The following is a 13,104-nucleotide window of genomic DNA, read 5'->3' as shown; positions in this document are numbered from 1 at the left end:
CTTGCGCGACGCTTCTTTCGCGTACGGTCACGGAACGGGCACCGAGCTTGACGTGTCGGTGCCCTGGGGCAGACTTGGCCGGTAATGACACTTTCGATCATTGCCCGCGCCGTGCGCATCGCCGGCGGCGCGGACGACGACGGCCGGGGCGGCGCCGCGAGGCCGATGGGGGACGCGAAGAGATGAGCCAGGACGGCGCACACGGCCGGTACGCGGGGCGGGCGCTCGCCGGCGGCCGTTACCAGCTGCGCGACTTGCTCGGCGAGGGCGGCATGGCCTCGGTGCACCTGGCGTACGACGCCGTGCTCGACCGGCAGGTCGCCATCAAGACGCTGCACACCGAGCTCGGCCGTGAACAAGCCTTCCGCGAGCGGTTCCGGCGCGAGGCGCAGGCCGTGGCGAAGCTCACCCACACCAACATCGTCTCCGTCTTCGACACCGGCGAGGACGACGTCGACGGCATGACGACGCCGTACATCGTCATGGAGTACGTCGAGGGCCGCCCGCTCGGCTCGGTCCTCGACGAGGACGTCCGCCAGGCCGGCGCGATGCCCGCCGACAAGGCCCTGAAGATCACTGCCGACGTGCTGGCGGCGCTGGAGATCAGCCACGAGATGGGGCTGGTGCACCGCGACATCAAGCCGGGCAACGTGATGATGACCAAGCGCGGCGTCGTCAAGGTGATGGACTTCGGCATCGCGCGCGCCATGCAGTCGGGCGTCACCTCGATGACCCAGACCGGCATGGTCGTCGGCACCCCGCAGTACCTCTCCCCCGAGCAGGCGCTCGGCCGGGGCGTGGACGCCCGCTCCGACCTCTACTCGGTCGGCATCATGCTGTTCCAGCTCGTGACCGGGCGGCTGCCGTTCGACGCCGATTCACCGCTCGCGATCGCGTACGCGCACGTGCAGGAGGAGCCCGTCGCGCCCTCCTCGATCAACCGCGCGCTGCCCCCGGCCGTGGACGCGCTGGTCGCCCGCGCGCTGAAGAAGAACCCCAACGAACGCTTCCCCACCGCCGTCGCCATGCGCGACGAGTGCCTGCGGGTCGCCGCCTCCTTCCAGGCCGCCCCGCCGAGCATCGTCCCGGGAGCGCCGACGCAGAGCGGCTCGGGCGTCGGCTCCGCGGTGTTCCCGCCGGTCGGCCAGGGCACCCCGCCGGTGGGCGCCGTGCACACGCCGTACCAGCCGCAGACCCCCGCGCCGAACCCGTACGGCACGCCGCAGCCCTCGACGCCCGCGCCGTCGTACGGCTACCCGCAGCAGGGCGGCTACCAGGCGCCCGCGTCCTACGGCGCCCAGCAGCCCACCTACAACCTCACCCCGCAGCACCCGGCCCCGGCGTCCTCCGGGGGCGGCGGGAAGAGCAACCGGCCGGTGATCATCGGCTCGGTGATCGTCGCGGTGGTGGCGGTCGGCGCGCTGATCGCCGCGCTCGTGGCGAACGCGGGCGGCGACGACGACAGGGGCGGCGGCCGCGGCGGCGGCGGCAGCGCCTCGGCGTCCGCCACGGCCTCGCACGCGTCGGGGTACCGCGGGCCGGACACGTCCAAGACGATCGACGCGAGCGAGTGCAAGGAGCCGGAGGAGTCGTACAACGACCCCAGCAAGATCCGGGTGCCGAGCTTCAAGTTCAAGTACGTCAAGTCGGTCAAGGAGTGCTTCCAGGCCGCCGGCTGGACGTGGAAGATCACGCCCGTCGACGAGAACACCTACGGCGACGGCACCGTCATGGACCAGTTCCCCTCCGCGGGCACGGACGTCGACCCGAAGAACCCCCCGCAGATCGAGCTGAAGGTGTCCACGGGCAACCCGGCGTCCTGAACCGCCGGTCGACGGCACACGAGCAGGAAGAACAAGAAGGCAAGAAGAAGGGGCCCGGCGACACCGCCGGGCCCCTCGTGTGTGGTCGTGTGGTGGGTGTGCGGCTAGAGGTACGGGCCGCCGGAACGGCCGCCCGCGCGCGGGTCGTCCCCGCCCTCCGGTACCGCTCCCGGCGGCAGCGCCCGGCGCATCTGCTCCAACTGGGCCCGCGCGGCCATCTGCTGGGCGAACAGCGTGGTCTGGATGCCGTGGAACAGGCCCTCCAGCCAGCCCACCAACTGGGCCTGCGCGATCCGCAGTTCCGCGTCCGAGGGCGTCGCCTCCTCGTTGAACGGCAGGGAGAGCCGCTCCAGCTCCTCGACGAGTTCCGGTGCGAGGCCGTCCTCCAGCTCCTTCACGGAGCTGGCGTGGATCTCCTTGAGACGGGCGCGGCTCGCCTCGTCGAGGGGAGCGGCGCGCACCTCCTCCAGCAGCTGCTTGATCATGCTGCCGATCCGCATGACCTTGGCCGGCTGCTCGACCTGCTCCGTCACCGGGGTCTCGCGGGCGTCGTCGTCTGCGTCCATGCCGCCGAGCGCCATGCCGTCCTGGCCCACGACCAGGATCCTCTGGGCGTTCTCCGGCGACCCTTCGTTCCTCGGCATCTCCATGCCGCCATTGTCCCCCACGCCCCCGCCTCACCACGGTGCCGCCCCCCATCGGGGACGACCGGGCGCCACCGGAGCGTCCGGACGGGACGGACGGGTGCACCGGACGTGCCGGTTTCGTCCCTGCATGTGACGCTTGTCCCCGTGACGGCATGGTGGCGTGCGGGGTGTGTGACAGGGGCGGTGCTGCTCACGTGCGGGACGGTCGGCGCGTACGACACGCCGCACGAGGCGCACGAGGGCGGTACGGCGGTGTCGGCCGCGCCGGGGACTCCCTCGGCCGGGGCCGGCGCGGCGACGGCGCCCGGAGCGACGGCCGGGCACGGCTCCGGGGGCGGCGGCGATCCGGGGACCGGAGCCCACCCGGGCGGCGGCCACCAGCAGGCGGACGGCCGTCCTGAGCAAGGCTCCTCCGACGGCCGGGGAACCGGCCGGACACCCGGGGACCACCCCGGGCCCGGCTCCGGACACGCGTCCCCGCCGGGATCTCCCTCGGCCTCCGCGGCGGGGGCGGACGGCGGGCACCGCCCCGGGTCCGCGTCCGCCGCGCCCCGGGACCCCGACCGGGCCGGGAGCCGGGCGGGGGAGGGACGCCTGCGGCCGGGACGCGCCGAGGACGCGCACGCCTCCGACGACCCGGCCGGGAACGCCGACGCCGCAGCGGCCGACGACCCGGACCAGGTGGCCGACCCGGGCGAGGACCAGGACCCGGGCGAGGACCTGGCGGGCGACGGCACCGGCCAGGTCTCCGACCCGTCCCCCGCCGCGACGCCCTCCACCGCGTCCGGCTCCGTGGCCCGGGCCGGGCAGCCCGCCGAGCGGGTGCTGCGCATCGTCCCGCTGGGCAGCGGGCTGATCCTCATCGGCCTGGGCCTGGGCATCGCGTTCCTGGCCCTGCGCCTGCGGCGCACCTGGGAGCCGTGAGCCCGCCCGGGCCCTGACCGTCAGGCCGGTGACGTCACCAGCAGGACCTTGCCGACATGGCCGCTCTCCTCGACGGTCCGGTGCGCCTCGGACGCGTCCCGCATCGGCACCTCGCGGTCCACGACCGGGCGGACGTGACCGCCGTCCACCAGGGGCCAGACGTGCTCGCGGACGGCCGCCACGATCGTCGCCTTCTCCTCCAGCGGGCGGGCCCGCAGCGAGGTCGCGCTGACGGCGGCGCGCTTGGCGAGCAGGGCCCCGATGTTGAGCTCGCCCTTGGCCCCGCCCTGCATGCCGATGATCGCCAGCCGTCCGTTGACGGCCAGCGCCTGCACGTTGCGGTCCAGGTACTTGGCGCCCATGTTGTCGAGGATGACGTCCGCGCCCGCGCCGTCGGTGGCCTTCTTCACCTCCTCGACGAAGTCCTGCTCGCGGTAATTGATCAGGATGTCCGCACCGAGCTCGGCGCACCGCTCGAGCTTGGCCCGCGTCCCCGCGGTGACCGCGACCCGCGCGCCGACGGCCTTCGCGAGCTGGATCGCCATGGTGCCGATGCCGCTGGAACCGCCGTGCACGAGCAGCGTCTCGGCCGGGCGCAGGTGGGCCACCATGAACACGTTGGACCACACCGTGCAGACCACCTCCGGCAGGGCCGCGGCGCGGGTGAGGTCGACGCCCTTGGGCACGGGCAGCAACTGGCCCGCCGGCACGGCGACCTTCTCGGCGTAGCCGCCGCCCGCCAGCAGCGCGCACACCTCGTCGCCCACGCTCCAGCCGGACACCCCGGACCCCAGCGCGGCCACCCGGCCGGCGCACTCCAGGCCGGGGTAGCGGGACGCGCCCGGCGGGGGGTCGTAGAAGCCCTGCCGCTGCAGGATGTCGGCGCGGTTGACGGCGCTGGCCACCACCTCGACCAGGACCTCGCCCTCGCCGGGCACGGGATCGGGGACCTCGGCCCACACCAGCGCCTCGGGCCCACCGGGTTCGGGAATCGTGATCGCATGCATGCAAGGGACGCTACCCCCGCTTCCCGGCGGTACGACGGCCGGGCGAGGCCGGGTCCGTGATCACGTCGCTGCACCGGCCGTACGGCCGCGGGCGGCGCGCCGGCCGGCCCCGGATCAGCCGTGCCGCGGCTCCACCCGCACGATCGTGACCACCCGGTCCGTCGGCTCCAGCACGCCGATGTCCGGGTCGTCGTAGGCCAGCACCCGGTGCCCCCGGACGACGCTCACCACCAGGTCGTCCGTGTCGCGCGGGGTGCGGCCCGTCTCGGCCTTGGTGACCGGGCGTTCGACGATGTCCAGACCGGTGCCCTGGTGCAGCAGGTCCTCCAGCACCCGGCCGGCCGCCGGGCTCAGCACCGACAGGCCCAGCAGCCGCCCGGCCGCTCCCGCGCTGGTGATGACCTCGTCGGCGCCGGACTGGCGCAGCAGGGGCGCGTTCTCCTCCTCCCGCACCGCGGCGACGATCTTCGCCTCGCGGTTGAGCTGGCGGGCGGTGAGCGTCACCAGGACGGCGGTGTCGTCGCGCTGGGTGGCGATGATGACGCGCCCCGCCCGCTGCACCTCCGCCCGGCGCAGCACGTCGCTGCGGGTGGCGTCACCGACGACGCCCTCGTACCCCTCGGCCCCGGCGGCCTCGACCACCTTGGCGCTGGGGTCGACCACCACGACCTGGTCCTTGCGCAGCCCGTTGGCGCAGGCGGCCCGGATCGCGGACCGCCCTTTCGTGCCGAAACCGACGACGACGGTGTGGTCGCGCAAGGGAAGCCTCCGGAACGATCGGCGAAACCTGTGGGTGGGCTCGTGTGGCGGCCTGACGTCGGCGACGCGGCCCGCGACCATGGTGCCCATCGATCGGTTCGCACCACAGGGGGCACGCGATGACAGGGGGAGCACGATGAAGGACCACCGGAGCCGGCCGGGCGATCCGGGGAGGCTCTCCCTGCTGAAGTCCCTCTGGTACCGCTCGCGCAGCGACGCCCGGGACGACGCCGAGGCCAGCCGCTCGCTCACCATGCCGGTGCACACCGCCCGGCCGCCCCTGCAGCAGGTGCTCCAGCGCCTCGCCCTGGCCCTGGTCGTGCTGGCGGTCACCACCCTGATCGTCTACCTCGACAGCGGCGGCTACCACGACAACGCCGACGACGGCGTGGACCTCCTCGACTCGGCCTACTACGCCACCGTCACCCTCTCCACGACCGGCTACGGCGACATCACCCCGGTCAGCGACTCGGCGCGGCTGGTCAACATCCTGGTGATCACACCGCTGCGCGTGCTGTTCCTGATCATCCTGGTCGGCACCACCCTGGAGGTGCTGACCGAGCGCACCCGCCAGCAGGTCCGCATCCACCGCTGGCGCTCCCGCATCCGCGACCACGTGATCGTGGTCGGCTACGGCACCAAGGGCCGGCACGCGGTGGAGACCCTGGTCGGGCAGGGCGTCCCCAAGGAACGCATCGTCGTGGTGGACGCCCAGCGCAAGGTGGCCGACATGGCCGGCGACAACGGCCTCGTCGCCGTCACCGGCGACGCCACCCGTTCCGAGACCCTGATGAGGGCCGAGGTGCGCACCGCGGCCCGGGTGATCGTCGCTCCCCAGCGCGACGACACCGGCGCCCTGGTCAGCCTGACCGCCCGCCAGCTCAACCGGCGGGCCACGATCGTCGTCGCCGCCCGCGAGGACGAGAACGTGCCCCTGCTCAAGCAGTCCGGCGCCGACACCGTCATCACCAGTTCCAGCTCCGCGGGCCGGCTGCTCGGGGTCGCCATGGTCAGCCCGGTCGTGGCCGGGACGCTGGAGGACCTGATGACCCTCGGCAGCGGCCTGGACCTCATCGAGCGGCCCGTCACGGCCGCGGAGGCCGGCCGCAGTCCCCGTGCCTGCGCCGACCTGGTGGTGGCGGTGATACGGGGCAAGGACCTGCTGAACTACGCCGACCCCCGGCTGGACGTGCTCCGCGCCGGGGACCGGGTGATCACGGTCAGCCGTCCGGTGCAGACCGAGGCGGTCTGAGCGTGTTTCACGTGAAACACGCCCCGATCCCGGCCGCCGCCCAGGGCAGGTCGAGCAGTTCCGTCTCCTGACCGGCCCGCGCTCCGCCCGGGGGGACGACGGCCAGGGCGTCGGCGGCCGCGATGCCGCGCAGCATCGCGGGGCCGTTGTAGTGCAGCGGCACCGCCGCGTCGCCGCGCAGCACGACCGGGATCAGCCGGGTGTCGTACGGATGGCCGTGCACGGCGTCCCGCAGGGGCAGCGTGTACGGCTCGGGGGCCGGGCGGGTGGCCAGCGCGCCCAGCAGCGGCTCGGCGAGCGTGAGCAGGCCGGAAACGGCCGCGAGCGGGTTGCCGGGCAGGCCGACCAGGTGGCGGCCGTCCGTGAGGCGCGCCAGCAGCATGGGGTGGCCGGGGCGCACCGTCACCCCGTCGACGAGCAGGTCCGCCTCCAGGCGGCGCAGGACGGGGTGGACGTGGTCGACCGGTCCCCCGGCGGTGCCCCCGGTGGTGACGACCAGGTCGGCCGTCGAGGAGGTGACGGCCCGCTGCAGGGCCTTGGCGTCGTCGCCCAGCCGGCGCACGGCCACGACCTCGGCGCCCAGCGCGCGCAGCCACGGCGGCAGCATCGGGCCGAGGGCGTCGCGGATCAGGCCGTCGTGCGGGCGGCCCTCGGTGAGCAGTTCGTCGCCGAGGACCAGCACCTCGGCCCGCGGCCGGGGCACGGCGGCCAGCGTGTCGTACCCGGCGGCCGCCGCGAGACCGAGCACGGCCGGGGTGATGACCGCTCCGCCGGGCAGCAACTGGTCGCCTTTGCGGCACTCCTGGCCGCGCGGGCGGATGTCCTGGCCGGGGGACGGCTCCGGGGAGGCGTGCAGCCGCCCCTTCTCGTCGAGGCGGCCGTGCTCGTTGCGCAGGACGGCGGTGGTGTCCGCCGGGATCCTGGCACCGGTGGCGATGCGGACGGCCTCGCCGTCGGTGAGGGTGTCGGGCCCGGCCTGTCCGGCCAGCACGCCCTCGTCGCGGACGTCCCAGGGGCCGGGGCCGGCGACCGCCCAGCCGTCCATGGCCGAGGTGTCGAAGGAGGGCAGGTCGGTCAGGGCGGTCAGGGGAGCGGCGAGGACGAGACCGAGCGCGGCGTCCAGGCTCACCGACACGGGGGTGCGGCGGGCCCCGGCGGCGCGGCCGGCCCGGGCGGCGACCGACCGGGCCTCCGGCCAGGGCGTGGCCCGGTGCGGAGTGTCGTGCGCACGGCCCGGGCGGCCCCCGTGGCCCTGGGCCGGAGCGGTGGCCGGGACGCGGGGGGAGCCGCGGTCGAAGCCGTTGCCGTCGTTCACGAGGGCGAGCGCCTCCTCGACGTCGAGGTCGTCGGCGTCCCGGTCCTCCCGGGTGCCCCGGGCGGTCATCCGGCGTCCGGCCGGGTGTCCGGGGTGGCGTCGGGTGCCACGTCGGGCTGACCGGCGGCGTCCTCGGCGGCCCAGCGCTGGGCGAGCGCGGCGGCCTTGCGGGCGGCGTGCGCCACGGCCTCCGGGTCGTCGCCGGCGCGCCCCGCGGCGTAGCCGACGAGGAAGGTGGTCAGGGGGGCGGCGGGACGGGCCACCCCGTGGGCGGCGTCCCGGGCGAGGTCGAGCAGGACGCCGGTGTCGACGTCCAGGTCGAGGCCCAGTTCGTCCTTGACTGCGGAAATCCATTCATCCAACACGTGGCCATGCTCCCTGATGCGTGCCCTGGCGGCGGCGAGGTCGTCCCAGGTGTCGCAGTCGAACGACGCGACGGGGTCGGGGACGCGGGTGAGGTCGAGTGCGGCGGTCAGCCGGCGCAGCGGCAGCCCGGTGAGGTCGCCGTGCGCGTCGCCGAGCGAGGCGAGTCCCCGGCGCAGCGCCGCCGCGGAGTAGGCGGCGACGAGGGGCTGCTCACGGCCGTCGGCGTCGGTGAGCAGGGCGGCGTCGGTGCCGCCGGAGCGCAGGGCGGACAGCAGCCGTCGTACCGTGCCGGGCCCGAGGAAGGGCAGGTCGGCGGAGAGGACGACGACCCGGTCGGCGCCGGTGCGGCGCAGACCGGCGTCCAGCGCGGCGACCGGGCCCGCGCCGGGCGGGTCCTCGCGGGCCCACGTCACCGGGCGGACGGTGGGGCGCGGGTCGGCGACGACGACCGTGGTGCGGGCGTCGGCGCAGGCGGCGAGCACCCGGTCCAGCAGGGCCCGGCCGCCGACGCGCAGCCCCGGCTTGTCCGCCCCGCCGAGCCGTCGCGCACCGCCGCCCGCGAGGACGACGGCGTCGTAGGCGCACGGGTCGTGGACGCGGGGGTCGTCGGGCTCGTCCGGGGTCATCCCCCGAGTATGCGGGCCGACGCGATCACAGGGGAACGCGCCGGCCCCGCCGTCACAGCGTGCGCAGCAGCACCGCCGGCTGCTCCACGCAGTCGGCGACGTAGCGCAGGAAGCCGCCCGCCGTGCCGCCGTCGCACACCCGGTGGTCGAAGGTGAGCGAGAGCTGGACGACCTGGCGCACGGCCAGCTCCCCCTCGTGCACCCACGGCTTGGGCACGATGCGGCCGACGCCGAGCATGGCCGCCTCCGGGTGGTTGATGATCGGCGTGGAGCCGTCGACGCCGAACACGCCGTAGTTGTTCAGCGTGAAGGTGCCGCCGGTCAGGTCGGCCGGGGTGAGCGTCCCGGCCCGGCCCGCCTCGGTCAGCCGGGCGAACTCGGCGGTGAGCCCCTCGGCGTCGCGCGCGTGGGCGTCCCGGACCACCGGCACGACCAGGCCCCGGTCGGTCTGCGCCGCGAAGCCCAGGTGGACGTGGTCGAACTGGACGACCTCCCTGGCCTCCGTGTCCACCGAGGAGTTGAGCTCCGGGAAGCGGGCGAGGGCGGCCGTGCAGATGCGGGCCAGCAGCGCGAGGAGGGAGATCTTCGGGCCGCCCGCCGCGTTCATCGCGGACCGGGCCCGCATCAGCTCGGTCGCGTCGGCGTCGACCCAGCAGGTCGCCTCCGGGATCTCGCGCCGGCTGCGGGAGAGCTTGTCGGCGACGGCACCCCGGACGCCCTTGAGGGGGATGCGGATGCCTCCGGCGGGCGCGGAGGACACCGAGGACCCGGATGCCGGTGCGGGAGCCGGAGCCGGCTGCCGGGTGGCGCGGTCCCGCGTGGCGGCGACCCGCAGCGCGTCCTCGACGTCGGCGCGCAGGATCAGTCCGTCGGGCCCCGAGCCGGTCAGCTCCCGCAGGTCCAGGCCGTTCTCCCGGGCCAGGCGCCGGACGAGGGGCGAGATCACGGGGACGGGCCCCTCGCCCCGGAGAGTGCCGGTGCCGTGCGCCGAGGGGCCGGTGCCGTTCCCGTGGGCGGTGGCGCCGTCGGTGCGTCGCAGGCCGTCGGTACCCGGCGTGCCGTTGCCGCCCTGTGTACCGTTCCCGACGACGTCGGCCCGGGTCGGCACGGCGGCCGTCGCAGCGGGAGCGGCCGGGGCGCCGGCCGATGCGCCGGCCGGGGTGAGCGGCGCCGTGGGCCGCACGCGGCGCCGACGGGCCGGGGGCTCGCCGGTGCCGTAGCCGACGAGGACGTTGCCGGAGCCCTCGGCCGCACCGCGCGCCGGGGCGGCACCGGAGCGGTCGGCCGGGCCGTCCTGGGGGCCGTCGGAGGGCGCCGCGCCGACCGCCACGGTCAGCAGCGGTGCCCCGACGGGCAGTTCGGTGCCCTCCTCGCCGAAGCGGGCGGTGACCACACCGCCGTAGGGACAGGGCACCTCGACCATCGCCTTGGCCGTCTCGACCTCGACGACCGGCTGGTCGATCGCGACGACGTCGCCGACCTGGACCAGCCAGCGCACGATCTCCGCCTCGGTGAGCCCCTCACCGAGGTCGGGGAGCTTGAACTCCAGCACCTGTGCCATCAGTTCCCGGCCTCCCACTGCAGACGCGCCACGGCGTCCAGGATGCGGTCGACGCCGGGCAGGTGGTGGCGCTCCAGCATGGGCGGCGGGTACGGGACGTCGAAGCCGGCGACGCGCAGCACCGGTGCCTCCAGGTGGTGGAAGCAGCGCTCCGTGACGCGGGCCGCGATCTCCCCGCCCGGGCCGCCGAAGGAGCCCGACTCGTGCACGACGACCGCGCGGCCGGTCCGCCGGACCGAGGCGCAGACCGTCTCGTCGTCGAACGGCACCAGGGACCGCAGGTCGACGACCTCCAGGTCCCAGCCCTCCGCCCGGGCCGCCTCGGCGGCTTCGAGGCACACGGGCACCGACGGACCGTAGGTGATCAGCGTGGCGCTCCGGCCGGAGCGCCGCACCACGGCACGGCCGACCGGCTCGACGGCCTGCGGGTCGTCCGGGTTCCAGGTGTCCTTCGACCAGTACAGCCGCTTGGGTTCGAGGAAGACGACCGGGTCGTCGGAGGCGATCGCCGCGCGCAGCAGGCCGTAGGCGTCGGGGACGGTGGCGGGCGTGACGACGTGCAGGCCCGGGGTCGCCATGTAGTACGCCTCGGAGGAGTCGCTGTGGTGCTCGACGCCGCCGATGCCGCCGCCGTAGGGGATGCGGACCGTGATCGGCAGGGGCATCCGGCCGCGGGTGCGGTTGCGCATCCGGGCGACGTGGCTGACGAGCTGCTCGAACGCCGGGTAGGCGAACGCGTCGAACTGCATCTCCACGACCGGGCGCAGCCCGTACATGGCCATGCCGACGGCGGTGCCGAGGATGCCGGCCTCGGCGAGCGGGGTGTCCGTGCAGCGGTCCTCGCCGAACTCCTTGGCGAGGCCGTCGGTGACGCGGAAGACGCCGCCGAGGGTGCCGACGTCCTCGCCCATCACGTGCACCGTGGGGTCCTCGGCCATGGCGTCGCGCATCGCGCGCGTGAGGGCCTGCGCCATGGTGGCCGGCTTGAGGGCGACGGTGGCCATCAGTGGGAACCCTCCTGCTCGGCCTCGAGTTCGGCGGTCAGCAGCGCGCGCTGCTCGCGCAGCTGCGGGGTGGGCTCGGCGTAGACGTGGTCGAACAGGTCCATCGGGTTCAGGGACGGGTCCTGGTTCATGCGCTCGCGCAGGGCCGCGGCGAACGTCTCGGCGTCCTGCCGGGCGGCGTCGATGCCGTCCTCGTCGAGCAGCCCGCGCCCGGTCAGCTCGCGCTCCAGCAGCAGGATCGGGTCGTGGTCGCGCCACGTCTCGACCTCGGCGTCGCCGCGGTAGCGGGTGGCGTCGTCGGCGTTGGTGTGCGCGTCGACGCGGTAGGTGATCGCCTCCACGAGCGTGGGGCCGCCGCCGGCCCGCGCGCGCCGCACCGCGTCCGTGAGGACCTCCAGGACGGCGACGGCGTCGTTGCCGTCGACCAGGCGGCCCGGCATGCCGTACCCGACGGCCTTGTGGGCCAGGGAGGGCGCGGCGGTCTGCTTGGCGAGCGGGACGGAGATGGCGAAGCCGTTGTTCTGCACGAGGAAGACCACCGGCGCCTGCCAGACGGCGGCGAAGTTCAGCGCCTCGTGGAAGTCGCCCTCGCTGGTGCCGCCGTCGCCGACCATGGCGAGCGCGACCACGTCGTCGCCCTTGAGGCGGGCGGCGTGCGCGAGGCCGACGGCGTGCGGGAGCTGGGTGGCGAGCGGGGTGGACAGGGGGGCCACCCGGTGCTCGCGGGGGTCGTAGCCGGTGTGCCAGTCGCCGCGCAGCAGGGTCAGCGCCTCGACAGGGTCCACGCCCCGGGCGACGGCGGCGAGCGTGTCGCGGTAGCTGGGGAAGAGCCAGTCGCGCTCCTCCAGCGCGAGCGCGGCGGCGACCTCGCAGGCCTCCTGGCCGGTGCTGGAGGGGTAGACGGCCAGGCGGCCCTGCTTGGTGAGCGCGGTCGCCTGCGCGTTGTAGCGCCGGCCGCGCACCAGCTCGGCGTGGAGCCGGCGCAGCAGCTCCGGGTCGGCCCCGGCGGCGGCCTCCGTGCCCAGGACGCGGTAGGGCTCCGGGTCGGGCAGCAGCGGCGCGGGGTCCATACGGGGCTGCCAGGCGGGCGGCGGCGTGGGCCGGTAAGCGCCTCGCTGCTCCATGACCGTCATGACGGCACCTCCTCGTGGGAGCGGCTACGGGAGGCGGATCGGCTGTGACCCGTCTCACCTACCGATTGTTCGGTCGTCGGCACATTTTGGCTACGGGTGGCCCCAGGCTGTGGACAAACGGTTCTGCACAGCTTCACATGGACGCAGTACGTCCAGGGCAGGGAGGCGGGGGGACATGGCGTCTGAACAAATGGCCGAAGGGCCCGACCCGGGGGTGCCCCTGCCGCCCCCTCGGCCCCTGGACGCCATAGACCAGGACATCCTGCGCATGCTCCAGGCGGACGGCCGCGCCTCGATCCGGTCGGTCGCCGAACGCGTCCACGTCTCGCGCGCCAACGCCTACGCCCGCATCAACCGGCTCGTCGAGGACGGCGTCATCCGCGGCTTCGGCGCGCGCGTGGACCACGAGCGCGCCGGGCACGGCACGTCCGCGTACATCACGCTCAAGATCGTCCAGAACACCTGGCGCACGGTCCGCGAGCAGTTGCGCCGCCTGCCCGGCGCCGCGCACATCTCCCTGGTCGGCGGAGACTTCGATGTGCTGCTCCTGGTGCACACCCCGGACAACCGCGCCCTGCGCGAGCTGGTGCTCACCCGGCTCCAGGCGATCCCCGAGGTGCTCAGCACGCGCACGCTGCTGGTGTTCGAGGAGGAGGACGTGGAGCCGCAGGGCTGAGCCGCGGCGCC

11 protein-coding genes and 1 pseudogene are annotated in these 13,104 nt (G+C 74.9%); 4 read left to right on the top strand and 8 right to left on the bottom strand.

Annotated features, from left to right (window positions below; all coding sequences use genetic code 11):
* Positions 1 to 182: 182 nt before the first annotated feature.
* On the top strand, positions 183 to 1,823 hold the full coding sequence (locus E4U92_RS02235) for a Stk1 family PASTA domain-containing Ser/Thr kinase (protein WP_137298519.1): 1,641 nt from the start codon (positions 183 to 185) through the stop codon (positions 1,821 to 1,823).
* A gap of 104 nt (positions 1,824 to 1,927) precedes the next feature.
* On the opposite strand, the gene E4U92_RS02230 is transcribed toward E4U92_RS02235, so the two are convergent.
* The gene (locus tag E4U92_RS02230; protein ID WP_137298518.1) at positions 1,928 to 2,473 is read right to left on the bottom strand and encodes a bacterial proteasome activator family protein; all 546 of its coding nucleotides are present in this window, start codon (positions 2,471 to 2,473) and stop codon (positions 1,928 to 1,930) included.
* Positions 2,474 to 2,641: 168 nt separating this feature from the next.
* On the opposite strand from E4U92_RS02230, the gene E4U92_RS02225 reads away from it, so the two are divergent.
* On the top strand, positions 2,642 to 3,394 hold the full coding sequence (locus E4U92_RS02225; RefSeq protein WP_137298517.1) for a hypothetical protein: 753 nt from the start codon (positions 2,642 to 2,644) through the stop codon (positions 3,392 to 3,394).
* Between the two features lie 20 nt (positions 3,395 to 3,414).
* Here the strand turns inward: E4U92_RS02225 and E4U92_RS02220 are convergent, their stop codons facing one another.
* Together E4U92_RS02220 and E4U92_RS02215 are read right to left on the bottom strand one after the other, a co-directional pair.
* The gene (locus E4U92_RS02220; protein ID WP_137298516.1) at positions 3,415 to 4,401 is read right to left on the bottom strand and encodes an NAD(P)H-quinone oxidoreductase; all 987 of its coding nucleotides are present in this window, start codon (positions 4,399 to 4,401) and stop codon (positions 3,415 to 3,417) included.
* A 114-nt stretch (positions 4,402 to 4,515) separates the two neighbouring features.
* Positions 4,516 to 5,169, bottom strand: a pseudogene (locus E4U92_RS02215) (potassium channel family protein); the annotation flags it as partial.
* 127 nt (positions 5,170 to 5,296) lie between these two features.
* On the opposite strand from E4U92_RS02215, the gene E4U92_RS02210 reads away from it, so the two are divergent.
* Positions 5,297 to 6,412, top strand: coding sequence for a potassium channel family protein (locus tag E4U92_RS02210; protein WP_168725015.1), 1,116 nt, complete (start codon positions 5,297 to 5,299; stop codon positions 6,410 to 6,412).
* Positions 6,413 to 6,419: 7 nt separating this feature from the next.
* Here the strand turns inward: E4U92_RS02210 and E4U92_RS02205 are convergent, their stop codons facing one another.
* From E4U92_RS02205 to pdhA, 5 genes are read right to left on the bottom strand one after another with little or no spacing between them, the layout of a single operon-like run.
* The gene (locus E4U92_RS02205; protein ID WP_137298514.1) at positions 6,420 to 7,796 is read right to left on the bottom strand and encodes a molybdopterin molybdotransferase MoeA; all 1,377 of its coding nucleotides are present in this window, start codon (positions 7,794 to 7,796) and stop codon (positions 6,420 to 6,422) included.
* The gene (locus tag E4U92_RS02200) at positions 7,793 to 8,719 is read right to left on the bottom strand and encodes an NTP transferase domain-containing protein (protein ID WP_137298513.1); all 927 of its coding nucleotides are present in this window, start codon (positions 8,717 to 8,719) and stop codon (positions 7,793 to 7,795) included. The genes E4U92_RS02205 and E4U92_RS02200 overlap by 4 nt, the downstream gene beginning before the upstream one ends.
* Positions 8,720 to 8,771: 52 nt before the next feature.
* Complete coding sequence (locus E4U92_RS02195; RefSeq protein ID WP_137298512.1) at positions 8,772 to 10,280, bottom strand: dihydrolipoamide acetyltransferase family protein; 1,509 nt, start codon at positions 10,278 to 10,280, stop codon at positions 8,772 to 8,774.
* On the bottom strand, positions 10,280 to 11,284 hold the full coding sequence (locus E4U92_RS02190; RefSeq protein WP_137298511.1) for an alpha-ketoacid dehydrogenase subunit beta: 1,005 nt from the start codon (positions 11,282 to 11,284) through the stop codon (positions 10,280 to 10,282). Before E4U92_RS02190 ends, E4U92_RS02195 begins: the two co-directional genes overlap by 1 nt.
* Positions 11,284 to 12,417: a pyruvate dehydrogenase (acetyl-transferring) E1 component subunit alpha gene (gene pdhA, locus E4U92_RS02185; RefSeq protein ID WP_137298510.1), complete on the bottom strand. Its 1,134-nt coding sequence runs from the start codon at positions 12,415 to 12,417 to the stop codon at positions 11,284 to 11,286. The genes E4U92_RS02190 and pdhA overlap by 1 nt, the downstream gene beginning before the upstream one ends.
* A 190-nt stretch (positions 12,418 to 12,607) precedes the next feature.
* On the opposite strand from pdhA, the gene E4U92_RS02180 reads away from it, so the two are divergent.
* Positions 12,608 to 13,093, top strand: a complete 486-nt coding sequence (locus E4U92_RS02180; RefSeq protein ID WP_137298610.1) for an Lrp/AsnC family transcriptional regulator — start codon at positions 12,608 to 12,610, stop codon at positions 13,091 to 13,093.
* The last annotated feature ends 11 nt before the right edge of the window (positions 13,094 to 13,104 follow it).

The organism is Streptomyces galbus (genome assembly GCF_005280195.1).
Taxonomy (GTDB): domain Bacteria; phylum Actinomycetota; class Actinomycetes; order Streptomycetales; family Streptomycetaceae; genus Streptomyces; species Streptomyces galbus.
This window is presented reverse-complemented; position numbering and strand designations above follow the sequence as displayed.

What these genes read in the sequence shown, in the direction of transcription:
- pdhA (WP_137298510.1), bottom strand. Translation starts at nt 12,417, where the DNA reads ATGACGGTCATGGAGCAGCGAGGCGCTTACCGGCCCACGCCGCCGCCC.
- E4U92_RS02220 (WP_137298516.1), bottom strand. Translation starts at nt 4,401, where the DNA reads ATGCATGCGATCACGATTCCCGAACCCGGTGGGCCCGAGGCGCTGGTG.
- E4U92_RS02190 (WP_137298511.1), bottom strand. Translation starts at nt 11,284, where the DNA reads ATGGCCACCGTCGCCCTCAAGCCGGCCACCATGGCGCAGGCCCTCACG.
- E4U92_RS02200 (WP_137298513.1), bottom strand. Translation starts at nt 8,719, where the DNA reads ATGACCCCGGACGAGCCCGACGACCCCCGCGTCCACGACCCGTGCGCC.
- E4U92_RS02210 (WP_168725015.1), top strand. Translation starts at nt 5,297, where the DNA reads ATGAAGGACCACCGGAGCCGGCCGGGCGATCCGGGGAGGCTCTCCCTG.
- E4U92_RS02205 (WP_137298514.1), bottom strand. Translation starts at nt 7,796, where the DNA reads ATGACCGCCCGGGGCACCCGGGAGGACCGGGACGCCGACGACCTCGAC.
- E4U92_RS02195 (WP_137298512.1), bottom strand. Translation starts at nt 10,280, where the DNA reads ATGGCACAGGTGCTGGAGTTCAAGCTCCCCGACCTCGGTGAGGGGCTC.
- E4U92_RS02180 (WP_137298610.1), top strand. Translation starts at nt 12,608, where the DNA reads ATGGCCGAAGGGCCCGACCCGGGGGTGCCCCTGCCGCCCCCTCGGCCC.
- E4U92_RS02235 (WP_137298519.1), top strand. Translation starts at nt 183, where the DNA reads ATGAGCCAGGACGGCGCACACGGCCGGTACGCGGGGCGGGCGCTCGCC.
- E4U92_RS02230 (WP_137298518.1), bottom strand. Translation starts at nt 2,473, where the DNA reads ATGGAGATGCCGAGGAACGAAGGGTCGCCGGAGAACGCCCAGAGGATC.